The 25,520-nt window shown below is 64.3% G+C and carries 20 protein-coding genes; 13 read left to right on the top strand and 7 right to left on the bottom strand.

Features of this window, described 5'->3' with window-relative positions; translation table 11 throughout:
• Positions 1 to 20: 20 nt before the first annotated feature.
• Together KMZ29_RS24835 and KMZ29_RS24830 are read right to left on the bottom strand one after the other, a co-directional pair.
• Entirely contained in the window at positions 21 to 359 is a 339-nt protein-coding gene (locus tag KMZ29_RS24835) for a hypothetical protein (RefSeq protein ID WP_215624404.1), read from the bottom strand.
• Between the two features lie 102 nt (positions 360 to 461).
• Positions 462 to 1,718 carry an Hsp70 family protein gene (locus tag KMZ29_RS24830; protein ID WP_215621644.1) on the bottom strand — a complete coding sequence of 419 codons (1,257 nt, stop codon included), beginning with the start codon at positions 1,716 to 1,718 and terminating at the stop codon, positions 462 to 464.
• Positions 1,719 to 1,957: 239 nt separating this feature from the next.
• Here KMZ29_RS24830 and KMZ29_RS24825 point away from each other — a divergent pair, with 239 nt between their 5' ends.
• The 4 genes from KMZ29_RS24825 (at position 1,958) to pcaB (ending at position 7,816) form a co-directional block, all read left to right on the top strand.
• Positions 1,958 to 4,285, top strand: coding sequence for a Tex family protein (locus tag KMZ29_RS24825; protein WP_215621643.1), 2,328 nt, complete (start codon positions 1,958 to 1,960; stop codon positions 4,283 to 4,285).
• Between the two features lie 205 nt (positions 4,286 to 4,490).
• On the top strand, positions 4,491 to 5,054 hold the full coding sequence (locus KMZ29_RS24820; RefSeq protein ID WP_215621642.1) for a hypothetical protein: 564 nt from the start codon (positions 4,491 to 4,493) through the stop codon (positions 5,052 to 5,054).
• 191 nt (positions 5,055 to 5,245) lie between these two features.
• Positions 5,246 to 6,346, top strand: a complete 1,101-nt coding sequence (locus KMZ29_RS24815) for an aminotransferase class V-fold PLP-dependent enzyme (protein WP_215621641.1) — start codon at positions 5,246 to 5,248, stop codon at positions 6,344 to 6,346.
• Between the two features lie 105 nt (positions 6,347 to 6,451).
• A complete protein-coding gene (gene pcaB / locus KMZ29_RS24810; RefSeq protein WP_215621640.1) occupies positions 6,452 to 7,816 on the top strand; it encodes a 3-carboxy-cis,cis-muconate cycloisomerase in 1,365 nt (454 codons plus the stop codon).
• 736 nt (positions 7,817 to 8,552) lie between these two features.
• Here pcaB and KMZ29_RS24805 read toward each other — a convergent pair.
• Positions 8,553 to 8,762 (bottom strand): hypothetical protein, encoded by a 210-nt coding sequence (locus KMZ29_RS24805; RefSeq protein WP_215621639.1) that lies wholly within the window; start codon positions 8,760 to 8,762, stop codon positions 8,553 to 8,555.
• Between the two features lie 309 nt (positions 8,763 to 9,071).
• Here KMZ29_RS24805 and KMZ29_RS24800 point away from each other — a divergent pair, with 309 nt between their 5' ends.
• Positions 9,072 to 10,328 (top strand): aminopeptidase, encoded by a 1,257-nt coding sequence (locus KMZ29_RS24800; protein ID WP_215621638.1) that lies wholly within the window; start codon positions 9,072 to 9,074, stop codon positions 10,326 to 10,328.
• A gap of 278 nt (positions 10,329 to 10,606) precedes the next feature.
• The gene (locus tag KMZ29_RS24795) at positions 10,607 to 12,568 is read left to right on the top strand and encodes a DEAD/DEAH box helicase (RefSeq protein ID WP_215621637.1); all 1,962 of its coding nucleotides are present in this window, start codon (positions 10,607 to 10,609) and stop codon (positions 12,566 to 12,568) included.
• A 78-nt stretch (positions 12,569 to 12,646) separates the two neighbouring features.
• Here the strand turns inward: KMZ29_RS24795 and KMZ29_RS24790 are convergent, their stop codons facing one another.
• Together KMZ29_RS24790 and KMZ29_RS24785 are read right to left on the bottom strand one after the other, a co-directional pair.
• Positions 12,647 to 13,699 (bottom strand): amidohydrolase family protein, encoded by a 1,053-nt coding sequence (locus tag KMZ29_RS24790; protein WP_215621636.1) that lies wholly within the window; start codon positions 13,697 to 13,699, stop codon positions 12,647 to 12,649.
• A gap of 51 nt (positions 13,700 to 13,750) precedes the next feature.
• On the bottom strand, positions 13,751 to 14,566 hold the full coding sequence (locus KMZ29_RS24785) for an MBL fold metallo-hydrolase (RefSeq protein WP_215621635.1): 816 nt from the start codon (positions 14,564 to 14,566) through the stop codon (positions 13,751 to 13,753).
• A gap of 289 nt (positions 14,567 to 14,855) precedes the next feature.
• Between KMZ29_RS24785 and KMZ29_RS24780 the strand changes: the two genes are divergently transcribed.
• Complete coding sequence (locus tag KMZ29_RS24780; RefSeq protein WP_249779784.1) at positions 14,856 to 15,776, top strand: alpha/beta fold hydrolase; 921 nt, start codon at positions 14,856 to 14,858, stop codon at positions 15,774 to 15,776.
• A gap of 181 nt (positions 15,777 to 15,957) precedes the next feature.
• Here the strand turns inward: KMZ29_RS24780 and KMZ29_RS24775 are convergent, their stop codons facing one another.
• The gene (locus KMZ29_RS24775; RefSeq protein ID WP_215621634.1) at positions 15,958 to 17,484 is read right to left on the bottom strand and encodes a permease; all 1,527 of its coding nucleotides are present in this window, start codon (positions 17,482 to 17,484) and stop codon (positions 15,958 to 15,960) included.
• Positions 17,481 to 18,233, bottom strand: a complete 753-nt coding sequence (locus tag KMZ29_RS24770; RefSeq protein ID WP_215621633.1) for an ABC transporter ATP-binding protein — start codon at positions 18,231 to 18,233, stop codon at positions 17,481 to 17,483. Before KMZ29_RS24770 ends, KMZ29_RS24775 begins: the two co-directional genes overlap by 4 nt.
• A 299-nt stretch (positions 18,234 to 18,532) precedes the next feature.
• Between KMZ29_RS24770 and KMZ29_RS24765 the strand changes: the two genes are divergently transcribed.
• From KMZ29_RS24765 to KMZ29_RS24740, 6 genes are all read left to right on the top strand, one after another.
• On the top strand, positions 18,533 to 19,408 hold the full coding sequence (locus KMZ29_RS24765) for a branched-chain amino acid ABC transporter permease (protein WP_215621632.1): 876 nt from the start codon (positions 18,533 to 18,535) through the stop codon (positions 19,406 to 19,408).
• A gap of 9 nt (positions 19,409 to 19,417) precedes the next feature.
• Positions 19,418 to 20,569 (top strand): branched-chain amino acid ABC transporter permease, encoded by a 1,152-nt coding sequence (locus KMZ29_RS24760; RefSeq protein ID WP_215621631.1) that lies wholly within the window; start codon positions 19,418 to 19,420, stop codon positions 20,567 to 20,569.
• Complete coding sequence (locus KMZ29_RS24755; protein WP_215603833.1) at positions 20,566 to 21,324, top strand: ABC transporter ATP-binding protein; 759 nt, start codon at positions 20,566 to 20,568, stop codon at positions 21,322 to 21,324. Before KMZ29_RS24760 ends, KMZ29_RS24755 begins: the two co-directional genes overlap by 4 nt.
• A gap of 11 nt (positions 21,325 to 21,335) precedes the next feature.
• Positions 21,336 to 22,115: an ABC transporter ATP-binding protein gene (locus KMZ29_RS24750; RefSeq protein ID WP_215603832.1), complete on the top strand. Its 780-nt coding sequence runs from the start codon at positions 21,336 to 21,338 to the stop codon at positions 22,113 to 22,115.
• A gap of 154 nt (positions 22,116 to 22,269) precedes the next feature.
• Complete coding sequence (locus KMZ29_RS24745; RefSeq protein WP_215621630.1) at positions 22,270 to 24,108, top strand: AMP-dependent synthetase/ligase; 1,839 nt, start codon at positions 22,270 to 22,272, stop codon at positions 24,106 to 24,108.
• Positions 24,109 to 24,196: 88 nt separating this feature from the next.
• Positions 24,197 to 25,396 (top strand): ABC transporter substrate-binding protein, encoded by a 1,200-nt coding sequence (locus KMZ29_RS24740; RefSeq protein WP_215621629.1) that lies wholly within the window; start codon positions 24,197 to 24,199, stop codon positions 25,394 to 25,396.
• Positions 25,397 to 25,520: the final 124 nt, after the last annotated feature.

Here is a 25,520-nt window from a genome sequence, read left to right as displayed (position 1 = left end):
GCTACCTTGAGGTCATCTGCTCAGGCCTTGGTCTTTTTGGCCGCCTTCTTCACCGCCTTCTTGGCCGCCTTTTTGACCACCTTCTTGAGCTGCGGTGCGGCCTCCGCCGCGTTTCGCATCGATCGTGCGTAGCTGTCCGCGGCGTTATCGGCTGAAATCTGCAGCCTTCGCGCCGCAGCAGTGGCCTGCAACATGGTATCTTTCGCGATCTGCTTGAAGCGGGCCCTGGCCTCGCCATTCTTCGCCTTGGCGGCAAGGCCGATGTAGCGATCGCGCCGCTTTTTTGCGGCGGCCATCAAGCCTTTATATTGTTGCTTCGCAAGCTGCCGGATTACGACATCCAGATCGGCGTCCGCCATTTTTCTCTTTCCCCAACTGCCATCACGACATTTCGTTGGATCAACTATGCAATTGCCGGGAGGGCATTGCAAATAGCCGTCCGGCGGCATGCCGGGCCGGTCTCAATGCCCCGGCCCATAACGCCGGAGCGCCTCGAGGGTGAGGCCCTTGCCGACCGCACCAAACGTGTCGCCTTCGACGATCCGGGCCGACGGCAGCGCCTTGGTGATCGCCTTGCGCACATGCGCGAGCCGCACCGAGCCACCGGTCAGGAACACCGCGTCGATATCGCCTGCGGACAATTGCGCCTGCGTCAGGCAGATCTTGATACGCGCCGCGATGCGCCCGGCCAGTTGCCTGGTATGGCTGACGAGGTCGGGGCGGCCGATGGCGGCGCCGAGGCCCGGCGCGACCCATTCCAGCGGGATGTTGGCCCGGCGGCTGTCGGACAGCGCAATCTTGGCTTCCTCGACCTCCATCGCCAGCGTATGGCCGCGCTGTTCGTCGACCACCCGCACCAGCCGATCGAGCAGATCGGGCTCGCTTGCCTCCTGCCGGACCTGGCGGATGCCCGCGAGCACCCGCGGCTCGTACATGCGGTTGATGTTCGACCAGGTGGCGAGGTCGTGGAAATAACTCGAGGGCACATCGAGGCCGGGCCGCTTCATGGCGCTGCCGAAGCCGAACAGCGGCATGATGACGCCGAGACTGAGTTGGCGATCGAAATCGGTGCCGCCGATGCGCACGCCGTCATTGGCAAGAATGTCGGAGGCGCGGTCGCTTCTGCCGTGGCGCTGCGGCCCCAGCCGCACGATCGAGAAATCCGAAGTGCCGCCGCCGATATCGGCGATCAGGGCGATTTCCTCGCTCCCGATCTGGCGCTCATAGTCCAGCGCCGCTGCAATCGGCTCGAACTGGAATGTGACCTCGCCGAAGCCGATTTCGCGCGCGATCTCCCGCAGGGTCTGCTCCGCCTTGCGGTCGGCGTCGTCGGCATTGTCGACGAAGTGCACCGGCCGGCCGTGCACCACGTCGCGCAGCTCGCGGCCGGTGGCCTGTTCGGCACGCCGTTTGACCGCGCCGAGGTAATAGGCGATCACGTCGCGAAAGCTGGTCCGCTCGCGCCCCAGCCGCGTGGTCTCCTCGATCAGCGCGGTGCCGAGCACCGATTTGAGGCTGCGCATCAGCCGGCCGGGCGCGCCCTCGACATAGGTCTCGATCGCCTTGCGTCCGATCAGCACCCCGCCGTCGGCTTGATAGAAAATCGCGCTCGGGATCGTGGTGTGGCCGGCCTCCAGCGCCGTCAGAACCGGCGCATCGCCGACGATGGTGCCGAGCGTCGTGTTCGAGGTTCCGAAATCAAGTCCGCAGATCGACATGGGGGCTCCAGGAGGGAGCGTCCGTTTACACAGTCGAGCGCCGCCGATCCACCTTTATCTGGTCTCATGATTCATGCCACCATCTCGCAAGGAGACTGCATCGCCCGGATATCAACATCGTCCATCCACAGATCTATTTGTTTCGTGCGGCGGGTTGAAGAAGCGATCGGCGATGGTTCATAAGCGTCCTCCCGCGGCGGATGATTCACCGGCCGCGACGGCTTTGAGAAAGATTGCGCGTGGCAAACATCTACCGGCAGATTGCGGAAGAACTCGGCGTTCGCGAACAACAGGTCGAGGCGACGGTGGCGCTGCTCGACGGCGGCGCCACGGTCCCGTTCGTGGCGCGTTACCGCAAGGAAATCACCGGCGCGCTCGACGACGCGCAATTGCGCACGCTGGAAGAACGCCTGAACTATCTGCGTGAGCTCGAAGAGCGCCGTACCGCGATCCTCAATTCGGTCCGCGAACAGGGCAAGCTCGACGCCGCGCTGGAGGCCGCGATCCTCGCCGCCGACAGCAAGGGCCGCCTGGAAGACATCTATCTGCCATTCAAGCCGAAGCGCCGCACCAAGGCCGAGATCGCCAGGGAGGCCGGGCTCGAGCCGCTCGCCGATCTGCTGCTGACACAGCCGGGGAACGATCCGCAAGCCGCGGCCGTACCCTTCATCGATGCCGACAAGCAGGTGGCCGATGCCGCCGCCGCGCTCGACGGCGCCCGCGCCATCCTGGTCGAACGCTTTGCCGAAGATGCCGACCTGCTCGGCGCGCTGCGCGAACAGATGTGGTCGAATGGCCTGATGACCTCCACTGTTCGCAGCGGCAAGAAGACCGAGGGCGAGAAGTTCAAGGACTATTTCGATTTCAGCGAGCCGCTCACCAGGCTGCCGTCGCACCGCATCCTCGCGATGTTCCGCGGCGAAAAGGAGGAGATTCTGGATCTGCAGATGCTGCCCGAGCCGGTTTCGGCTGCGCCGGCCGCGGTCAGTTCCTATGAGCTGAAGATCATGCAGCGGTTTGCGATTTCCGACCAGGGCCGCCCCGGCGACAAGTGGCTGACGGAGACGGTGCGCTGGGCCTGGCGCACCAAGATCCAGGTCCATCTCAATATCGATCTGCGGATGCGGCTGTGGAACGCGGCCGAAACCGAAGCGGTGCGCGTGTTCGCGTCCAATTTGCGCGACCTCCTGCTGGCGGCGCCGGCCGGCGCGCGGGTCACCATGGGCCTCGATCCCGGCTTCCGTTCCGGCGTCAAGGTCGCGGTCGTCGATGCCACCGGCAAGGTGGTGGCCACCTCCACCATCTATCCGCATGAACCGGCGCGGCGCTGGGACGAGGCGCTGGCGACATTGGGCAAGCTCGCGGTCGCGCATCGCGTCGATCTGATCGCGATCGGCAACGGCACCGCGTCGCGCGAAACCGACAAGCTCGCCATGGATCTGGTCAAGCTGCTGCCGGACCTGAAGATGTCGAAGATCGTGGTCTCGGAAGCCGGTGCTTCGGTCTATTCGGCCTCGGCCTTTGCCTCCGAGGAATTGCCCGAGCTCGACGTCACCCTGCGCGGCGCGGTCTCGATCGCGCGGCGGCTGCAGGATCCATTGGCCGAGCTGGTCAAGATCGATCCCAAGGCGATCGGGGTCGGGCAGTATCAGCATGACCTCGGCGAGAGCAAGCTGGCGCGCTCGCTCGATGCGGTGGTGGAAGACTGCGTCAACGCCGTCGGCGTCGACGCCAACACCGCCTCGGCGCCGCTGTTGGCGCGGGTGTCCGGCATCGGCTCCGGACTGGCGCAGAGCATCGTGCAGCATCGCGACGCCAATGGCCCGTTCAAATCGCGCAAGGCGCTGAAGGAGGTGCCGCGGCTCGGGCCCAAGGCGTTCGAACAATGCGCCGGCTTCCTGCGCATCCAGGGTGGCGACGATCCGCTCGACGCCTCCGGCGTGCATCCGGAAGCCTATCCGGTGGTGCGCAAGATTCTTGCCGCGACCAAGAGCGACATCAAGGCGGTGATCGGCAACGCGGAGATCCTGCGCCAGGTCAAGCCGCAGGCTTTCGTCGACGACACCTTCGGTCTGCCGACGGTGACCGACATCCTGCGCGAATTGGAAAAGCCCGGCCGCGACCCGCGCCCGGCCTTCAAGGCCGCGGTGTTCAAGGAGGGCGTCGAGACCTTGAAGGATCTCAAGCGCGGCATGATCCTCGAAGGCACGGTCACCAACGTGGCGGCGTTCGGCGCCTTCGTCGATATCGGCGTGCATCAGGACGGACTGGTGCACATCTCGGCGATGTCGAAGACCTTTATCAAGGATCCGCGCGAGGTGGTGAAATCGGGCGACATCGTCAAGGTCAAGGTGCTGGAGGTCGAGGTCGCCCGCAAGCGCATCGCGCTGACGCTGCGGCTCGATGACGAGACCGGCGGCAAGAGCGAGCGCTCCTCGCAGGGCATGCCGCGCGACAATTCCAGGAAGTCGATGACGTCGTCCGCGCCGCGCAAGCCGCAGGAGCCGTCCGGCGGCGCGCTGGCCGAAGCCCTGCGCCGAGCCGCCGAGAAGAGCGGCAGGCCCTAGTCCTGGAGGCCGAAGGTCCAGGAGAGAGACAAGAAAGACAAGCCTGGCCGGAAGGCCCCCTGCCGGACGGCGGACGAATCGCAGGCGCTGCGCTACACTTGAAGAACCAGAGCATCATCCGCTCACCCGCGATCTGACGAGGAAATCGATGCCCGCTTTTCCGACCTCCGCCCCCGCAGGTCCGTGCGAGCCGGCAGGGTAGGCCATGCGCGATCTGCTTCGCCATCTCGCCGGTGGAGATCGCAGGTCGATCGGGCAGTCGGACCGCGTCGTGCGCGACGTTCTGGCAAGGCCGTCGCTGCTTGCGACGGTAATCGGCGGGCTCAGCCACGCCGATGTCCTGGTCCGGATGCGCTGTGCGGATGCAGCGGAGAAAGTGACGCGACGGCATCCGGAGTGGCTTCAGCCACACAAGGCCATGCTGCTCGTGCTCGCCGCAATAACGGCCGAGCAGGAGTTGCGTTGGCATCTGGCCCAGATGCTGCCGCGGCTGACGCTCGAGCCGGCGGAGACGCGCCGCGCGATCAAGCGGATGTTCGTGTACCTGAATGACGACAGCAAGATCGTGAAGACATTTGCCATGCAGGCGCTCGCCGACTTCGCGGCGCGCGACCCCGTCTTGCGCGGGAAAGTCCTCCCGTTGCTCGGCACCCTCGCGCGTACCGGCAGCCCCGCCATGCGCAGCCGGGGGCGGCGCCTCGTTGCCCGCCTTCGGGCGCTCGAACAACCGCCCAAACGACAGCGTCCTCGTCGGCGCTCCAGGGGCTGACCGACCCCGGGGAACGGGCTACGGAGATATGATTCCAATCGCTGTTCGCGATGGTCGGCGTGGATGCTATACCGCATCCGCCTCGGCGCGCTTGCCGGGATCGAAGCTATCCGATTGATCTTCAGCCGCGATGAGATAGCCGCATGTATCCTTTAGGTTCGCAACGGACACTCTTCGACATTCCCGAGGGTGTGGCCTATTTCAACACCGCCTCCAACGCCCCGCAGCTGAATGCCTCGCGTGCTCGCCTGCTCGAAGCCGCCGGCGCAAAAAGCCGCCCCTGGGAACGTCAGCCATCCGATTTCTTTGCCGAAGCGGAAAGTATCCGCAGTCTTGCAGCGGATCTTTTCGGCGCTGATTCCGACGCATGGGCGGTCATTCCCGCGGCCAGTTACGGATTGAGCGCTGCCGCACGCGCCATCGAACCGACTCTCGAACCGGGAGACCGCATCCTGGTGATGGCCGACGAGTTTCCCTCCAATGTCCTGCCGTGGCGCCGGGCGGCCGCGCAGGCCGGCGCGGTCCTGACGACGGTGGCAACGCCTGCGGACGGGGATTGGACGGCCGCGATCCTCGAGGAGATTCGCCCGGGCATCCGTGTCGTCGCGCTGGCTCACTGTCACTGGACCAACGGTGCGTTGCTCGACCTCACGCAAATCAGCGCCGCCTGTCGGCGGATCGGCGCGGTTCTGGTGCTCGACGTCACCCAGTCGCTCGGTGCCCTGCCGCTGGATCTCGCGACGGTCGATCCGGATTTCATGGTGGCGGCAGGTTACAAATGGCTGCTGTGCCCCTACGGCTTCGGCTTGATGTATGTCGCGCCGCGCTGGCGCGACGCCAGGCCGCTGGAAGAGACCTGGCTGGCGCGCACCGGCGCCGAGGATTTTGCGAACCTCGTGAATTACAGCGATGTCTATCGTCCCGGAGCCCGGCGGTTCGATGTCGGCGAGACCTGCACCGCTACAATCCTGCCCGCGGCGATCGCCGCGCTCGAACAACTGCGGGCCTGGGGCATTGCGCGGGTCGCCGAGAGCCTCGGGGCAATTGCCGACCGGATCGCGCCGGAGCTGGAAGCGCGAGGTTTTGGCGTGCTGCCGGCAATGCGGCGCGCGCCGCACATGTTCGGCGCGACGCTGCCGGGCAGGGATGATGGTGACTTTGCCGCGAGCTTGCGCGAACGGGACGTCTTCGTGAGCCGGCGCGGGCAATCGATCCGCTTTGCGCCTCATCTTCATGTCACCGAAGCCGACCTCGCCCAGCTGGTCGCGGCGCTCGAGCGGACGGGATCTTGAGCGCGGCCGGAAGGAAACAGGTGCCAATCGAGTCCGCGATCCGCGCCTGTGCGCAGCGCCGGGCCACGGCGTCGCCCGCTGACCCGCGATTTGACGAGGATACAAATGCCCGCCTTCCCGACTTCCACCACCGTTCTCGATTCCATCCTGTTCCGCGACGCCTTCGGCACCCCTGCCATGCGCGAGGTGTTTTCGGACTTCAGCCTGATCTCCCGCTATGCCGAGGTCGAGATTGCGCTCGCCAGAGCTGAAGCGCGCTGCGGCGTGATCCCGGCCGAGGCGGCGGAGGAGATTGCAAAGCGTACCGACGTTGCGGCGTTCGATTTCGATGCCTTGCGGAAGGAAACCGATATCGTCGGCTACCCCATTTTGCCGCTGGTCCACCAAATGACAAAACAATGCGGCGAGGCCGGCCGCTACGTGCATTGGGGTGCTACCACGCAGGACATCATGGACACCGCCGTGGTGCTGCAACTGCGCGAGGCGCTGAAGATCATCGAAGCGGATATCGCGGCACTACGCGGCATCCTCGCCGACCTGTCGAAGCGCTACCGCGATACGCCGATGGCGGGCCGCACCCATCTGCAGCAGGCGCTGCCGGTGACGTTCGGCTACAAGACCGCGATTTATCTCGCCATGTTCGACCGCCACGCCGAGCGCCTCGAACAATTGAAGCCGCGCGTGCTGGTCGGCCAGTTCGCGGGCGCAGCCGGCACGCTGGCTTCGCTCGGCGGCAAGGGGCTGGAAGTCCAGCAGGCGCTTTGCGAGGAACTCGGCCTCGGCGTTCCCGTGTCCACCTGGCACGTCGCCCGCGACGGCTTTGCGGAAGCCGTGAATTTCCTTGCGCTGGTGACGGGCTCGCTCGGCAAGATCGCGCTCGACATCATGATCATGGCCTCGACCGAATTCGCCGAGGTCTACGAACCCTTCGTGAAGGGCCGCGGCGCGTCCTCGACCATGCCGCAGAAGCGCAATCCGATCTCGTCCGAGCTGATGCTGGCGGCCTCGAAGGCCGTGCGGCAGCACGCCGGGTTGATGCTGGATGCCATGGTTCAGGATTTCGAACGCGCCACCGGGCCATGGCATGCCGAATGGATGGCCATTCCGGAGAGTTTCGTGCTCGCCGCCGGCGCCCTGCATCAGGCGAAGTTCGCGCTCGAGGGCCTGGTCGTCGACGAGAAGCGGATGGCCGACAATCTCGACATCAGCCGCGGGCTGATCGTCGCCGAAGCCGTCATGATGGGACTGGCGCCCCAGATCGGCCGGCAGCAGGCGCATGATATCGTCTACGACGCCTGCCGCCTCGCCAGCGAAAACGGCATGACGCTCGCCGACGCACTGTCGGCGGACCCGCGGGTGTCCGGGCGCATCGATCGCGCCACCATCGATCGGCTGACCTCGCCCAAGAATTATCTCGGCCTTGCGCCTGTGATGGTGGATCGGGTGCTGGCGGCCGCGAAGCTGGGATAGGGCGGTGCAACCCTCATTCCATTTCGGCCGTCTTCATCTATTTGGAGGATGACGCGCCGACCGGCCGACCTCACTGTTGGCGCGACATTCCTTGTCACCCACCTCCGCCGAGCCGGAGGTGGCGTTCTTGAACCAGGAGGATTCCATGAATCGTTTTTCGGCTCTGGTTGCAGCGACGTTTGCGCTTGCGGTTTTCGTCGGGGGATCACTTGCGCAAGCCCAGACCGCTTCCGACGCAAAGAGCCAGCCCGGTAGCGGCCAGTGTCGTCTGTCAAACGGGCAGCGTTGCTAGACTGATTCGGTCAGCACCGGTCCGGGCGCGGTTCTTCAGGCTCGCCGGCAAGGCCGGTGAGCCGGCTGCCGCGAGAGTAACCCACCGGCGGAGGTCACTGGTGGACGCAGCAGTGTCCGCTGTTGTGGGAACGGCGGACGAGGGTAGATTGCCGTTCAACTTCGCTCACTCCACCTGGGCGACACCTTCCTCATGCGTATGTACACGCGCTGATCCGCGACGCGGCCGGACAGACCAATCAGCCGCACGGGCGGATCGTCCGGAGTTGAATATGCACAGCAGGCGCGGGATCAAACGGATGGGCCCGCGCGGGGTTTAGCTACTCTTCGGTCGGGCCGCGAAGGATGCGACGAAGTCGCTGAGCTTCGAACCACGTTTCACGAACCTCTTTCGCGAAACGAGCGAGCTTGGTTGCTATCTGCATGATGATGAGTATGACCATGGCTATTGGCCCGCCTTAAAAAGCAGACGCTCAATTTGACGCTCTGTATCATCCGACAGCTTTTGCAGCCCGCGGGTGGCAATGTACTGCTCAACAACGCGGTCGGCCCGTCGCTGACGGGATTCGATCTGAACGCGCAACAATCGTGCGAAAAATGAGGGTTTTTTGGTCGGGGCAGAAAGCCAAGCCCCAGAGGTCAGCACGTTCGCCATTGGATGGCTCCTTTGCGGAGTTGTCCTTGGGGCAAATTTCCTACCTGCTCCATAAATAGGTATTGGTCCCCGCCAATGCGAGATCAAATAGCGCGCAACAGGCATTAATTTTTATCGTTATCGTGCGAATGTCCGAGGCAATCACATTCCAGTGACATTCAAATCAACGGCTGAGCCATAAGTTCTTGCTGTCATCCCGGACAAGTGAGCGCGAGCCCGGGACGACGAAGCGAAACGCTTGCGCGCGTGGCTATTGCGCCCTGCGATGGCAGGTTTAGATAGAAGACTTTGCTGCAAAGAGGCCCCGCCATGACCATCCACGACCGCAACATCTCGGCATCGATCGATCCGGCAAAACTCGACCGGCTCGCCGAGGTCGCCATCAGGGTCGGGCTGAACCTGCAGCCGGGTCAGGACCTGCTCCTGACCGCGCCGAGCGTGGCGCTGCCTCTGGTGCGGAAGATCGCCGAGCACGCCTACAAGGCAGGCGCGGGCCTGGTGACGCCGATCCTGTCCGACGAAGAGGTCACGCTGGCGCGCTACCGCTTCGCGCCGGATGACAGTTTCGATCGCGCTGCCGGCTGGCTCTATGAGGGGATGTCGAAGGCGTTTGCCGCCAACACCGCGCGGCTCGCCATCGTCGCCGACAATCCGATGCTGCTGGCGAATGAAGACCCCGTCAAGGTCTCGCGCGCCAGCAAGGCCAATTCGATGGCCTATCAGCCGGCGCTGGAGAAAATCGTCGGCTTCGACATCAACTGGAACATCATCGCCTATCCGAGCCCGGCCTGGGCCAAGCAGGTGTTTCCCGGCGACGAGGAAGACGTCGCGGTGGCCAAACTCGCCGACGCCATCTTCGCCGCCTCGCGTGTCGACAAGGATGGCGCCGTCGCGGCATGGCAGAAGCACAACGCCGTGCTTCGCGAGCGCACCGAATGGCTGAATGGCCAGCGCTTCAGCGCGCTGCACTATTCCGGGCCGGACACCGATCTCACGATCGGCCTTGCCGACGGCCACGAATGGCAGGGCGGCGCCTCCACGGCCAAGAACGGCATCACCTGCAACGCCAACATTCCGACCGAGGAAGTGTTCACCACGCCGCATTGCCGGCGGGTCAGCGGCCATGTCGTCAGCTCCAAGCCGCTGTCCTATCAGGGCTCGCTGATTGACGGCATCGGGGTGCGGTTCGAGGAAGGCCGCATCGTCGAAGCCAGGGCCACGCGCGGCGCGGAGGTGCTCAACAAGGTGCTCGATACCGACGAGGGCGCGCGCCGGCTCGGCGAAGTGGCGCTGGTGCCGCATTCCTCGCCAATCTCGAAAAGCGGGCTGCTGTTCTTCAACACGCTGTTCGACGAGAACGCCGCCTGCCATATCGCGCTCGGCCAGTGCTATTCGAAGTGTTTTGTCGACGGCGGCAAGCTGACGCCGGAACAGATCGCGGCGCAGGGTGGCAACAAGAGTCTGATCCACATCGACTGGATGATCGGCTCGGATCAGACCGACATCGACGGCATCCACGCCGACGGCCGGCGGGTGCCGGTGTTCCGCAAGGGTGAGTGGGCCTGATGTGGTTAACGGGCGGTGCGAATTGCCGCCCGACGCCAAAGCGAGCGTATTTCGCCCCTAACGCCGTCGATTGCGCCAATGCGCCGCAATGCGGCCGATCTCGCATGCAACCATAGCCATGGCGTTTTGGCCGCATTTGGCCTAAAGGACACCCAACTCAATCAAATCCACCGCCGACGCGGCTGTGCATCTGCCAGCCACATGCAAGCTTCGACCCCTTGAGGGTTCGAGGCGCCGTTCAGCGTTCCCGCTGAACGCCAACCAAGGTTTTTCATCTCGTGACATTTTCGACCACCATTCCGCCGCTGGCCCGGGCGTTAGCCGAACGCAACTATGATCAACTGACCGCTGTGCAGACCGCCGTGCTGGCGGACCAAGCCGGCGGCCGCGACCTCTTGGTTTCGGCGCAAACCGGCTCCGGCAAGACCGTCGCCTATGGGCTCGCCATCGCCGAGAACCTTCTCGACGGCGCCGAGCGGTTCGGGCGGGCGGCCGCGCCGCTGGCCCTGATCGTGGCGCCAACCCGCGAACTCGCCCTGCAGGTGCAACGCGAACTCGCATGGCTCTATCAATATGCCGATGCGCGGGTGGTATCCTGCGTCGGCGGCATGGACCCGCGCCGCGAGCAGCGCGAGTTGGCCGCCGGCGCCCACATCGTGGTCGGCACGCCCGGCCGGTTGTGCGATCATTTGCGGCGCGGCCGTCTCGACGTCTCGGAATTGAAGGCCGTCGTGCTCGACGAGGCCGACGAGATGCTCGACCTCGGCTTCCGCGAGGACATGGAATTCATACTCAAAACTACGCCTGACAGCCGCCGCACGCTGCTGTTCTCGGCGACCTTGCCGCGCGGCATCATAGCGCTGGCCAAGCAGTATCAGCGCGAAGCGTTTCGCGTCGAGGTCGCGGGCGACGAAGGCGGCCATGCCGATATCGAGTACCGCGCCATCCGCATCGTCCCGGGCGATGTCGAGCACGCGGTCGTCAACGTGTTGCGCTTCTTTGAATCGCCGAGCGCGCTGGTGTTCTGCAACACCCGCAACGCGGTGCGGCATCTGCAGGCGACGCTGCTGGAGCGCGGGTTTTCCGTGGTCGCGCTGTCGGGCGAATTGACGCAGAACGAACGAACCCAGGCGCTGCAGGCGTTGCGGGACGGACGCGCGCGGGTCTGCGTCGCCACCGACGTGGCGGCGCGCGGCATCGACCTGCCGAATCTCGACCTCGTCATTCACTCCGACCTGCCGAACGATCCGGAGGTGATGCAGCACCGCTCCGGCCGCACCGGCCGTGCCGGCCGCAAGGGGGTCAGCGTTCTCCTGGTGCCGCCGGCGCGCAAGCGGCGCGCGGAATTGCTGCTCAATCTCGCAGGCATCGACGCCGTCTGGGGCACGGCTCCCACGGCGGAAGAAATCCGCAAGCTCGATCAGGAGCGCATGCTGAAGGATACCCTGTTCGCGGAGGAGACCACCGCCGAGGACCTGGTGCTGGCGCAGGCGATGCTGGCCGAGCGGACGCCCGAGGATATCGCAGCGGCCCTGGCGCGGCTCTATCGCGCGCGGCTGCCTTCGCCGGAGGACATACTCGATCCCGGCCAGGGCTCTGGCCGATCGCGTGACGATCGCGGCCGGGAGAGAGACCGCGGGCCGTCGCGCGGCGAGGATCGCGCCGGCGCGCCGCGGCCGAAGCCGGGAAAACCGTCGCCGCGTCACGGCATGGCGGAGGGCAGCGTGTGGTTCCGTGCCGCCATCGGCCGCCGGAAGAATGCGGAAGCGCGCTGGCTGCTGCCGATGATCTGCCGCCGCGGCGGCATCGACAAGCAGGACATCGGCGCCATCCGCATCATGGACACCACCACCGAGTTTGAGATTTCCGCACGGGCCGCGGAATCCTTTGCTGCCATGATCCGGCGCCCCGACAAGGAAGACAATATCCGGATCGAGCCGCTGGCTGGCGCGCCACAGGCACAGGCGCCTTCGGAGAAGCGCTCACACCCGCCCCGGCGCGAGGACAAGGAGATCGTCCGCGGCGATCGCCGAAACGAGCACCCCCGCGAGGAGCGAGGGCCGAAGCCGCACGGCAAGCCTCACCGCCAAGGCGGGCCGGAATTTGCCAGGGAGCCCGGTTTCGAGAAGAAGCGACACCGGGACAGGCCGGCCCAAGCCGGACAAGCGCAGCATGCCGGCGCGCCTGCTGCGAAAGCCGCGTTCGGAAAGAAGAAAAAGAAGAAGAATCGCCAAGGCTGATTATGACGAAGGCTGATTATGACGGTCGCCGAGGCATCCCAGTGACTGCAGGGTGAGCGTCTGCGCTGAAGGCGCGGCTCACCCGAGTTTCAGTTTGTAAAAATCCGCCGCCGTCTTCGAGAACAGCGCGGTCTTCTCGGCCTCGCTGTACTGGGCGGCGATGCGCTTGAAGGCGTTGAAGATTACCTGGTAGCTGCACTGGCCCTTGTCGGGCGGAAAGTTGCTCTCGAACATCGCCCGGTCGGGGCCGAAGGCCTCGATGCAGGTCTCTATATAGGGACGCCAGGCCGCGGCGGCCTCCTCCGACGACGGTGGCTTCGGCCGCAGATGAAAGTCATAGCCGAGCAGGCACATCGCGAGGCCGCCGAGCTTGACCGAGACGTTGGGGCATTTCGCGATTTCCCGGATCGAGGCCTTCCACTGCGGAAAGGTCTCCTCGCGCTTGCCGGCGAAACGGCCGACGCCGACCGGGCCGCCGCAATGATCGAGCACGATTCTGGTGTCGGGAAAGGCGCGGGCGAGATCGGTGAGCTCGGAGATCTGCGGATGAAACAACCATGCGTCGAAACTCAGGCCCAGCGGCGCCAGGCAGGCAAATCCCTTGCGGAAGGTGGAATCGAGCAGCAGGCCTTTCGGCCGCTTGGCATACATGCCGGCGACCTCAAGCTCCGAATCCCAGGCGGAAGAGTGGCGGATGCCGCGGAAGCGGCCGTTGCCGGCGGCGGTTTCCGCCTCCAGCACCGGCTTTGCGCCGTCGCCGAGCAGCAGGTTGACGTGGCTGACGATGCCGGCGCAGATCGCGGCGGGACCGTAGCCGCCGCTGGCGCTCATCGCCGCGACGCCGTTGGCGAATTCAACCTCGCCGACCGGGCGAAACGCTTCCGGCCCGGAGGCGCGATACATCGAGCGGCAATCGACATAGACGGTCGCGATGACGTTATGGCCGGAGGCGATGTCGGCCGCCATGTCCTCCAGCATGTAGCGCAGCCCGCCGCGGTCCCACAGATGATGATGCGGGTCGACGATCGGACGCTTTGGGTCGATGATCTCCTCGGTGTGCTGCGCGAGCCAGTCTTCGCGCGGATCGGCAAACAGCCCGCTCTTCGAGGCGGGCGCGGTGCTGGCGGCCATCATTTCACTCCCGGTTCTTGCTGTTATGGAAATCGTTCGAAGCGCGGCGCGTCAAACCCCGTCTAGAATGATAACCGTCGGCGTGGCGGGAAGCGAATCCCGAGAAATCGTCAGCGTCCGTTCGCCGCGCCGGTCGATCTCGAACTGCTGGCCGATCCGGCGCATGAAGTCGTCGAGCGGAGTCATGAAGCGGTGCATCGGCAGCACCACGGAGGCGCGCAGCCGCCGCGTGATGTCGGAGATGCCGTCGAGCGACATCGTATAGCTGCCGTCGATCGGCACCATCACGATGTCGAGCCGGCCGATCGCGGCGAAATGGCTGTCGTCGAGCTTGTGGTGGAGGTGGCCGAGATGGCCGATGCACAGGCCGGCGACCTCGAAAATGAAGATCGAGTTGCCGTCCCGGATCATCTCGCCGCTGGAATCGTCGCTGTAATAGCGGCGGATGTCGGTCGTCACGTTGCGGATGTAGACGTCGCCGATGCGTTGCGAGATGGTGGCAGGCTTGCCGTCATCGCCCCAGCCGTGCAGCACATGCGGGATGCCGCGGTCAGGAAACAGCGAATAGTGCGTACTGTGGGCGCGGTTCATGGTGACGACGTCGGGCAGGCGGCCGGTCCGGTAGGCGCCGCTGTAGTCGGTCGCGATCCGCACGGCGCCTGGCGTCTCGATGTAATAAGTCGAATGGCCGGCATAGGTGATGGCGACCTGTTCGGCCTTGGCCGCAATCCGGCGAAAACTGACCGGCGTGGCGCGCGGCGGCGCATTGGCCATCGCCAGGCATTCGCTGCGCAGGGGTTGCTGGGCGGCAGCCGGCGCCAGCAGCGAACCCAGTATGGCAATGACGACAGGGAAGGATCGCAACATGGCAAGACCCGTCTCCAAAGGTGCCCCGGAATGACACTGTATCGCCGAATCCGGCGGCCGTCATGGCGGCATCCATTTCGGCCGGTGATGCGGGCGGCGGCGGGGCTGAAACAAGAGGCTGGAACAAGAGGTCACGGTTGAATTGCCGCCCGCCGGAATTCTCGCGACCGCAGGCGCGTTTTTCGATTGGCCGCAGCGCCGGTCAAGCGATTAAGCTACCCGGGACGGCGAAACCCGGACGGAACGCGCGCCAGCGCGCCGCAACGGGAGTGTAGCCAAGGAGTTCAGATTGCCACGCGCATCCTCTTCCCGGCGGTTGGAGCCTCTGCATCACATTGAAGCCGGCGTTCTCAACATTGCCTACTACCAGGCGGGTCCGGCCGACGGACCGGTGGTGATGCTGCTGCACGGCTTCCCCTACGACATCCATTCCTATGTCGATGTCGTCCCTCAGCTGGCCGCGAAGGGCTGCCGCACCATCGTTCCCTATCTGCGCGGCTACGGGCCGACCCGTTTTCGCCACCCGTCGACGCCGCGCTCCGGAGAGCAGGCCGCCGTTGGCGCCGACCTGATCGCGCTGATGGATGCGCTTGGCATCAGACGTGCCGTGTTCGCCGGCTATGACTGGGGCGGGCGCGCCGCCTGCGTGGGCGCGGCGCTGTGGCCGGACCGCTGCATCGGCCTCGTCTCGGTGAACAGCTACCTGATCCAGGATATCGCCAGGGCCATGGTTCCCATGAGGCCGGAGCGCGAGGTCGCGCTCTGGTATCAGTATTATTTCCAGCTCGAGCGTGGCCGGGCCGGGCTTGCCGCCAACCGGCGCGAGATTGCGCGGATCCTGTGGCAGCAATGGTCGCCGAACTGGCGCTTCGACGATGCGACCTTCGAGCGGTCGGCGGTTGCCTTCGACAATCCGGACTATGTCGACGTCGTGATCCACAGCTATCGCCATCGTTTTGGTCTTGCCGATGGCGATCCGCATTATGCCGACGTGCAACGCCGGCTGGCGGCGCTGCCAGCGATTGCGGTTCCCGCCATCACTTTGGATGGAGCCGGCGACGGCGTTGCTCCTGCAACCGACGGCACTGCGAGCGCGGCGAAATTCACCGGTCCGCGCAGCCACCGCGTCATCCCGCGCGCGGGACATAACCTTCCGCAGGAAGAACCCGAAGCCTTCGTGGCCGCGGTGATGGAGTTGATCGGGGCGTAGTCTCCGATCCAGTCATTGCGACCCGTTGGCTCGAATAGTTTGCTGCGGACGCGTTTTACCAGCACTGCGAGCCCGGCATTTTACTTTGCATGGGGTCGTTTTCGCGATTTTTGTAGGAGGCCCTGCGGCAGGCGCTGCGGCGCACCCGGGGCACCTGATCGTCGGTGCTTCATGCCCCGGACTACTCCCGCCGCGGGCTGATCTTCCAGGTCGCGGCGATGATGGCTGCGGTCATCAGGCCGCTGATCAGGCCGGCGATCGGGATCGACAGCGCCAGCGCCGCGGTCGCGGCCCATCCGATCGAGGAAAAGGCCTCCGCGAAGGTCGCAAATCGCGACGAGGTCTGGCGGCGGCGGAACTGGCTGCGCCGGGCCTGTACGCGGAACCAGAGCTGGATCGCGGTAGCCGATGCGGATGCGATGATGACGCCAAGCGCGGTGACCGCCGCCTGCCACGGCGCGGTGAAGGCAAGGGCCGCAACCAGCGGCGCGAAGATGACGGCGATCACGATCAGCACCACTTCGATCTTGGCGCGGGTCACGCGCGAAGCCGGCAGCGGCGCCGTTGCCACCAGATCCGCGGCGTCCTCGCCGGAGATCGTCAGCCAGGCGAGACCGCCTGCGAGTTGTCCCGCGGCCATCACGATCACAGGCGTGATCAGCACGATGGCGGCGGAGCTGTCGGCAAAGCTTCGCCACAGCAGCAGCGCCGGCGGCACCAGATAGAGCAGTTGCATCAGGCTCTGCGACACCAGCCACGGATCGCGCCTCAGCAGCACGAACTCCTTCCAGCGCAGCGCCTGCTGCCGCGAGCCGGCGCGAAACGCTTTGGTGCGGGGACCTTGGCGGGTCGTTGCGGCATTGGCGGCGGCGCTGACGACGGTGTCGGCGAAGCGCGGCGAGAAGATCGCCATCACGGCCCCGAGCAGCACGAGGCCGCCGGCCAGAAGACACAATAGCGCCTCGTCGTCGCCGAGCGCGGCGCGCGCCGGCCACCAGGCGATGCTGTCGAGGTCGGGCGCAAAGGCCGCCGCGGCATCCGAAGTCAGAACCGCGAACCGCGACAGTGTGCCGTAGGACAGGATCGCGGCGACCTGCAGCGCGATGACGAAGCCGGCGCCGATCACGGCGGCGAGAATTTGTGCGACCAGCCGCGTGCGGCTCGGTCCGATCAGGCGAAACAGCATGATGGTAACGGCGATCGCAACCGCCGCCGCCGTAAGTCCGATGGCCACGACGACGCCGAAGGCCGAAAGCCAGCGCCAGCCGCCGCCGATCACGAGAACGTCGACAAAGGGCGTCGACAGCAACAGCGCCATCGCAATCACCGCCAGCGCGATTGCCGCGATGCGAACCGAAAACACGTTGGCAAGTGCCACCGGCGACGACATGATGAGATCGAGATCCGCGCGTGCGTAAAACACCCGCGTCACCGATTCGATCGCCTGCGACAGCATCAGGGCCCAAGCCAGCAATATGGTCGCGGTAATGACGATCAGGGTGGATTTATCCAGGGGTTCCTGCAGGTCGGCGAACCGGCCGATCACGGCGTAGGCCGGCAGGTGCATGATCGCGGCAAAGACGATCAGCCCGATGATCGCGGTGCGCTTCCGCCCCTTGCGGCCGGCGGTGAGCATCGCCAGCCCCTCGCGCCACGCCAGCCTTATTTCATGCCGGGCAAACCATGTCAGGTCCGCTGACGAACTCATGCGGCGGCGGCCTCGGTATCGACCAGCGCGATGAACATGTCCTCGAGGCTGGTGTCGTTGCGCCCGTTCTGCTGGCGCAGTTCGGTGAGCGTGCCTTCGGCGACCAGCCGTCCGGATGCGATGACGCCGATCCGGTCGGCCATCCGTTCGGCGACTTCCAGGATATGCGTGGTCATGATCACGGTGCAGCCGGAACGGACCCGTTCGCCGAGCAGGCCCTTGACGTGACGCGCCGAGACGGCGTCGAGGCCGGTGAGCGGTTCATCCAGGATGATCAGGCGCGGATCGTGGACCAATGCCCCGGCCAGCGCCACCTTCTGGCGCATGCCCTTGGAAAATCCCTCGCAGCGTTCGTGCAGATGCGGTTCCAGGCCGAGCGAGACCAGGAGATTGCGCGCCGACGGTTCCGAGACCGCCGGGTCGATGCCCCAGAGCCCGGCGACGAATTCGAGATATTCCAGCGGGGTCAGCTTGTCATAAATCATCGGCTCGTCCGAAACCCATGCGGTGACCTGCTTGGCTGCGACCGGATCGGCCAGCGCGTCGATGCCGAGCACCGACACCGAGCCGGCGTCCGGCCTGAGCAGGCCGGCCACCATGCGCAGCGTCGTGGTCTTGCCGGCGCCATTGGGCCCGAGCAGCGCATAGAACTCGCCTGACCGGACGGTCAGATCGAGCGCATCGACCGCCATACGGTCAAAACGCTTCGTTAACCCTCGTAACTCCAGCGCGGATTCATCGGGCTTCATGTCGAAAGATCCAGCCGTTGAATGGGATGCGAACCATGGACCCAAGAACTTTCGGCGCGGTGAATCGAGGACGGCAAATCCCGCCGATGCGCAAGGTTGCCCAAAGCTGCGGCATTTGTCCGCAACCCGGCCTTGGGAGGGCAACCAGCGTTAAGTTGACAGGGCTCGGTGCTTTAGGCTGTATAACCGCCAGTTGTTCGTGCGTGCTTCGCCACAGGCGACGCCGGGCAGCGACTAGACACAAGATGCGACAAAGGCGATCGATAGAGTCGCCGTGCATCGGGGGAGGGAAATCGGCAATGCTGGACTTTGTTCAGCAGTTGGTGAGCGGTATTGCGCTCGGCTGCGTTTACGGCCTAATCGCGCTTGGCTTCGTCCTTGTATACAAGGCTACCGAGGTCGTGAACTTCGCGCAGGGCGACCTGATGATGCTGGGCGGGTTCTTCGCCTTCACCTTCATCGGCATTCTCGGACTCAATTACTGGATCGGATTTGCCGGCGCGGTCGCGGCGATGGCGCTGTTCGGCATGCTGGCGGAGCGCGTCGTGGTGCGCCCGATCCTCGGTTATCCGCAGTTTTCCATCATCATGGCGACGATCGGGCTTGGATATTTCCTGCGCTCCGTCGCCGGCATCATCTGGGGCACCGACGATCTCAAGATCGAGACGCCGTTCAGCCAGGGCGTGTTGCGAATCGGCTCTCTGGTGCTGGCCTATGACAAGCTCTCGGTGATCGCGGCGACCATCATCCTCTGTGCGCTGCTCTATCTGTTCTTCAACCGGACCACGCTCGGCACCGCGATGCGGGCGAGTTCGGAGAACATGCTGGCCGCCTATTACATGGGCATCCCGGTCAAGCGCGTGGTGTCGATCGTGTGGGCGATATCAGCGGCGGTCGCGACCGCGGCTGGTGTGCTGCTGGCGCCGATCACCTTCATTCATTCCAATGTCGGCCTGGTGCTGGGGTTGAAGGCATTCCCCGCCGCCGTGCTCGGCGGCTTCGGCTCGATACCGGGCGCGGTGGTCGGCGGCGTGCTGATCGGCGTGATCGAAAGCATGGCCGGCTTCTATCTGCCGCAGGGATGGAAGGACGTCGCGCCCTACGTCGTTCTGCTGGCGGTGTTGCTGCTCAAGCCCGAAGGCCTGTTCGGCCATCACGTACGCAAGAAGGTCTAGGAAGCAGCCATGCGTTTCATGTTCAAGACCGACTATGAAGACGACATAAAGCTGTTTCCGCACTCGGGCTACATGGTCACCTACGGCGTTCTGCTCGCGTTCCTGATGGTCGCGCCGTTCGTTCTCTCCAGCTATCTCGTCAGCCAGCTGGTTTTCGTCTTCATCTACGCCACCGTCGGCGTCGGGCTGATGATCCTGACCGGCTTCACCGGGCAGGCCTCGCTCGGCCATGCCGCCTTTCTCGCCATCGGCGCCTACACCGCCGGGTACCTGCAGCAATATAACGTCCCGTTCCCGGTGTATTTTCTCGTCGCCGGATTGTTGACCGGCGTGGTCGGCGCGATGGTCGGGTTTCCGGCGCTTCGGCTGCAGGGCATCTATCTGGTGATCGCGACGATTTCCTTCGCCTTCATCATCGAGGAAATCCTGGCGCGCTGGGAAAGCGTGACCCATGGCAATGAGGGTATGCGGGTCAAGGCCCTGCAAGCGCTCGGCACCACGGTGTCGCGCGACAGCCCCTCGTTCTACTTCCTCTGTCTTGCAGTGCTGGCCCTGACCATCGTCGGTACGCTCAACCTGTTGCGCTCGCCTACGGGGCGCGCCTTCGTCGCGATCCGGGACAGCGAGACCGCGGCTCGCAGCATGGGCGTCAACGTATCGCTCTACAAGGTCAAGTCGTTTGCGATCTCGGCGGCGATCACCGGATTCGCCGGTGTCCTGTTCGCCCACAAGATGTCCTTCATCAGCCCGGAGATGTTCACGCTGCAGCTCTCGATCGAGTTCATCATCGTGATCCTGATTGGCGGCGCCTTCAGTCCGCACGGCGCCGTGCTGGGCGCGATCTTCATCGTGATGATCGATCCGTTCCTGACCTACCTGAAGGACGATGTGCCCGGAATGATCGCCGCCGTCGCCGCGACCTTTGGCGCCGGCGCCGAGCTCGCCGCCAAGATCCAGAGCAATGTCGCCGCGTTCGCTTCGGCGAACGGGCTGAAGGGCGCGATCTACGGGGTGATCATCGTGCTGTTCGTGCTGTTCGAGCCGCTCGGCCTTTACGGGCGCTGGCTGAAGATCAAACTGTTCTTCCAGCTGTTCCCGCTCTACAAGCGCGCTACCTTCAAGCGGCAGAAGATCTACGTGAAATCGGAGCGTAACCGATGAGCTATTTCCGCGCCGAAAACCTGTCGCTGCATTTCGGCGGCCTGAAGGCCGTCGACGCGGTCTCCTTCGCGGTGGAGAAAGGCGAGATTCTTTCCATCATCGGTCCCAACGGGGCCGGCAAGAGCTCGATCTTCAACCTGATATCGCGGATCTATCCCCCGACCTCGGGAAAGATATTCTTCGAGGATCAGGACATCACCGAGGAGCCCGCGTTCGGCATCGCCAAGCTCGGCATCGCCCGCACCTTCCAGAACATCGAACTGTTCGAGAATGCCACCGTTCTGAACAACCTGCTGGTCGGCCGGCACCGGCATTCCACCACCCAGCTCTGGCAGGAGTTCCTGTTTCTGCCGAGCGTGCGCAGCAACGAGAAGATCCATCGCCGCCGCGTCGAGCAGGTGATCGAATTTCTTGACCTCGAGCCGTACCGCGACAAGCTGATCTCGGGGCTGCCCTATGGCGTGCGCAAGGTGATCGAGCTGGCGCGGGCGCTGTGCAGCGAGCCGAAGCTGATCCTGCTCGACGAGCCGTCGTCCGGATTGAATGTCGAGGAAACCGACGACATGTCGTTCTGGATCCGGGACATGAAGACCGAACTCGGCGTCACCGTGCTGATGGTCGAACACGACATGACGCTGGTGAATCGCGTGTCCGACCGCGTGATCGCGCTGAACTACGGCAAGGTGCTGGCGATGGGATCGCCGGCCGAGGTGCAGCGTCATCCCGACGTCGTTGCCGCCTATCTCGGCGCCTAGAGGATGATGCCATGAGCACTCCCGACATCATCCTGAAGCTCAGCAATATCGAGAGCTATTACGGGCCGATCATGGCCATCAGAGGCATCAGTATCGAGGTGCCGCGCGGCCAGATCGTCACCCTGCTCGGCGCCAACGGCGCCGGCAAGACCACGGTGCTCAAGACCATTTCCGGCATTCTCGATCCGCAGAAGGGCTCGATCGAATTTCTCGGCAAGCCGATCCAGCGCATGGAGGCCGACAAGATCGTCCGGCTCGGCCTCAGCCACGTTCCCGAGGGGCGCGAGGTGTTTCCGTTCCTGAGCGTGCGCGAGAACCTGATGATGGGCGCCTATCCGCGCAGCGACCGTGAGGCGGTCGCCGAGGATCTGGAGCGGGTCTACGGCTATTTCCCACGGCTGCGGGAACGGATCAACCAGCCGGCCGGGCAGCTTTCGGGCGGCGAGCAGCAGATGCTCGCGATCGGGCGCGCCCTGATGAACCGCCCGACGCTGCTGCTGCTCGACGAGCCCTCGCTCGGCCTGTCGCCGATCCTGGTCAAGGAGATCTTCACGATCATCAAGCGGGTCAACGAGGAGCAGGGCATGTCGATCCTGCTGGTCGAGCAGAACGCCAAGATCGCGCTGGAGACGGCGCATTACGGCTACGTGCTGGAGATCGGCCGGGTCGTCATGAACGACAGCTGCGAGCGGCTGATGCATTCCAAGGACATCCAGGAATTCTATCTCGGTGCCAAGGAAGAGGGCGCGCGGGGCGAACGGCGCTGGAAAAAGAAGAAAACGTGGCGTTGAGAGGGACTTGAGGCCAAGGAAGACCTCAGGGAAGACTTCAAGGAAGATTTGGCGTTTGAGCCGGTTTTGGCGTTAAATATGGAGCTGCCTTGCGAAAAGACCGGCTGTCAAAGCCGGCGTCCAAGGCGGGGCTGAGAGGCGGAGGGAACGAAGAATGGCCAGACCCGCAGTACTGACTGTGGCGGACACGATCGCGAGGAGCTTTCTGCAAGCCGTGGAAAAACGCGGCGACCGGCCGGCGATCCGCGAGAAGAAGTTCGGTATCTGGCAGCCGACCAGCTGGCGCCAGTGGCTGGAGATTTCCAAGGAAATCGCCTACGGGCTGCATGCCGTCGGCTTCCAGCCCGGAGACGTCGCCTCGATCATCGCCAACGCGGTGCCGGAATGGGTTTACGCCGACATGGGCATCCTGTGCGCCGGCGGCGTCTCTTCGGGCATCTATCCGACCGATTCTTCGGTCCAGGTCGAATATCTCATCAACGATTCCCGCACCAAGGTCATCTTCGCCGAGGACGAGGAGCAGCTCGACAAGATCCTGGCGTGCCGCGCGCGCTGCCCGACCCTCGAGAAGATCGTCGTGTTCGACATGGAGGGCCTGAGCGGCTTCATCGATCCGATGGTGATGTCGCTCGCCGAGTTCATGGCGCTCGGCAGCAATCACGTCCAGGGCCACGAAACGCTGTGGGACGAGATGGTCGGAAGCCGCGGCGCCGACGATCTCGCCATCCTGGTCTACACCTCGGGCACGACCGGCCCACCCAAGGGCGCCATGCATTCCAACCGTGGCGTCACCCATCAGATGCGCCACGCCAACGATCTGTTTCCGTCCACCGACAGCGAAGAGCGGCTGGTGTTCCTGCCGCTCTGCCACGTCGCCGAGCGGATCGGCGGCTATTACATCTCGCTGGCGCTGGGATCGGTGATGAACTTCGCCGAAAGCCCGGAGACGGTGCCCGACAATTTGCGCGAAGTGCAGCCCACCGCGTTTCTGGCGGTGCCGCGAGTCTGGGAAAAATTCTATTCCGGCATCACGATCGCGCTGAAGGACGCCACCCCGTTCCAGAACTGGATGTACCGCCAGGCGCTGGCGGTGGGCTATCGCCAGACCGAATACAAGCTGCAGGGCGATGCGGCTCCGTTGTCGTTGCGGCTCGCCAATCAGGCGGCGTACTGGCTGGTGTTCCGCAACATCCGCCGCATGCTCGGGCTGGATCGCTGCCGGCTGGCCTTCACCGGTGCGGCGCCGATCTCGCCGGATCTGATCCGCTGGTACCTCGCGCTCGGCATCGACATGCGCGAAGTCTATGGCCAGACCGAAAACTGCGGCGTCGCCACCGTGATGCCGGCGGAACGCGTCAAGCTCGGCTCGGTCGGCAAGGCCGCGCCCTGGGGCGAAGTCAAGATCTCGCCGGAAGGCGAAATCCTGATCAAGGGCGACTATTTGTTCATGGGCTACCTCAACCAGCCGGAGAAGACCGCCGAGACCATCGACCCCAGGGGATGGCTGCATACCGGCGACGTCGGCTCGATCGACAATGAGGGCTTCGTCAAGATCACCGACCGGATGAAGGACATCATCATCACCTCGGGCGGCAAGAACATCACGCCCTCGGAAATCGAGAACCAGCTCAAGTTCTCGCCCTATGTCTCGGACGCCGTGGTGATCGGCGACAAGCGGCCCTACCTGACCTGCCTGATCATGATCGACCAGGAGAACGTCGAAAAATACGCCCAGGACCACGACATTCCCTTCACCAATTATGCGAGCCTGTGTCGGGCACCGGAAATCCAGGATCTGATCCAGCGCGAGATCGAGGCGGTGAACGTCAATTTCGCGCGGGTCGAAACCATCAAGAAATTCTTCCTGATCGAGCGCCAGCTGACGCCCGAGGACGAGGAATTGACCCCGACCATGAAGCTGAAGCGCAGTTTCGTGAACAAGCGTTACGCGAGCGAGATCGAAGCCATGTATGGCCAGCGGGCGGTCGCGTAGGCAACGAGCAGACCGACAATCGAAAACGGCGAAGGATTCAGAGGCCCCACCCTTCGCTCAACACGGGCCAAACCAAGAGGAGACTGCAATGTCGAAATCGTTCAAGGCGCTGGGCCTTGCGGTGGGCGCCCTCGCGCTGACCCACCTGCCGGCCGCAGCCCAGACCAAAGTCACCAATGAAGGCATCTCGGCGACCGAGATCGTCATCGGGACCCACCAGGACCTGTCCGGCCCGATCAAGGTCTGGGGCGTGCCGGTTTCCAACGGCATGAAGATGGCGGTCGAGGAAATCAATGCCGCCGGCGGCATCAACGGCCGCAAGATCAAGCTGATCCTCGAGGACTCGGGCTACGATCCGAAGCGCGCGGTGCTGGCGTCGCAGAAGATGGTCGAGCGCGACAAGATCTTCGCCATGGTCGGCCCGATGGGTTCGCCGACCGTGCTGGCCTCGCAGGACGTCCTGTTCGATGCCGGCGTGCTGCAATTGTTCCCGCTGACGGCTGCCGAATTCACCTTCAAGTTCGATCCGGCCAAGCCGCAGGAACGGCTGAAGTTCAACAACCTCTTGCCCTATGTCGAGAGCACCCGCGCGGCGGTCAAATACATGATCGAGGCGAAGAATTTCAAGAAGCCCTGCATCATGCATCAGGACGACGAGTACGGCAAGAATGTGCTCGATGGCTTCAACCAGCAGGTCGCTGCGATGAAGCTGACGCCGGCCTCGGTCACCAGCTACAAGCGCGGCGTATCCGACTTCAGCGCGCAGGTCGCCAAGATGAAAGCCGACGGCTGCGACATGGTCGTGCTCGGCACGGTGATCCGCGAGACCATCGGTGCGATGGGCGAAGCCAAGAAGCTCGGGTGGGACGTCACCTTCCTCGGCGCCACGCCCACCAACGTGCTCGAAGTGCCGGCGCTCGGCAAGGAGGCGGTGGAAGGTCTCTATGCCGCATCAGGCTTCGAAATTCCCTACGAAGACACCGCGAAGGGAAAAGTGAAGGACTGGCTCGCCAACTACAAGAAGATGTTCGGCACCGACGCCAACACCCAGGCCATCATCGGTTACAATACGGTGACGACGTTCGCGCATTATGCGAACAAGGCCGGCAAGGATCTGACCGGTCAGAAAATGCTCGATGCGCTGGAGTCCGGCGACCAGTTCAAGGATATCTTCAATTCGCCGCCGACCAAGTTCTCCAAGACCAACCATCTCGCCAACACCATCACGCAGGTCCAGCAGATCAAGAACGGCCGCTGGGTGCTGGTGAAGGAGGGCCTGATGTTCTAAGTGTAGTCTCGCTCTAAACGGCCAAGGGCTGCGCGATGGTCTCGCGCAGCCCTTTTGCTTTTTTGACGGCCCGGCATACAGCCCCGTCATTGCGAGGAGCGAAGCGACGAAGCAATCCATTCTT

It is taken from the genome of Bradyrhizobium sediminis, assembly GCF_018736085.1.
Taxonomy (GTDB): domain Bacteria; phylum Pseudomonadota; class Alphaproteobacteria; order Rhizobiales; family Xanthobacteraceae; genus Bradyrhizobium; species Bradyrhizobium sediminis.
This window is presented reverse-complemented; position numbering and strand designations above follow the sequence as displayed.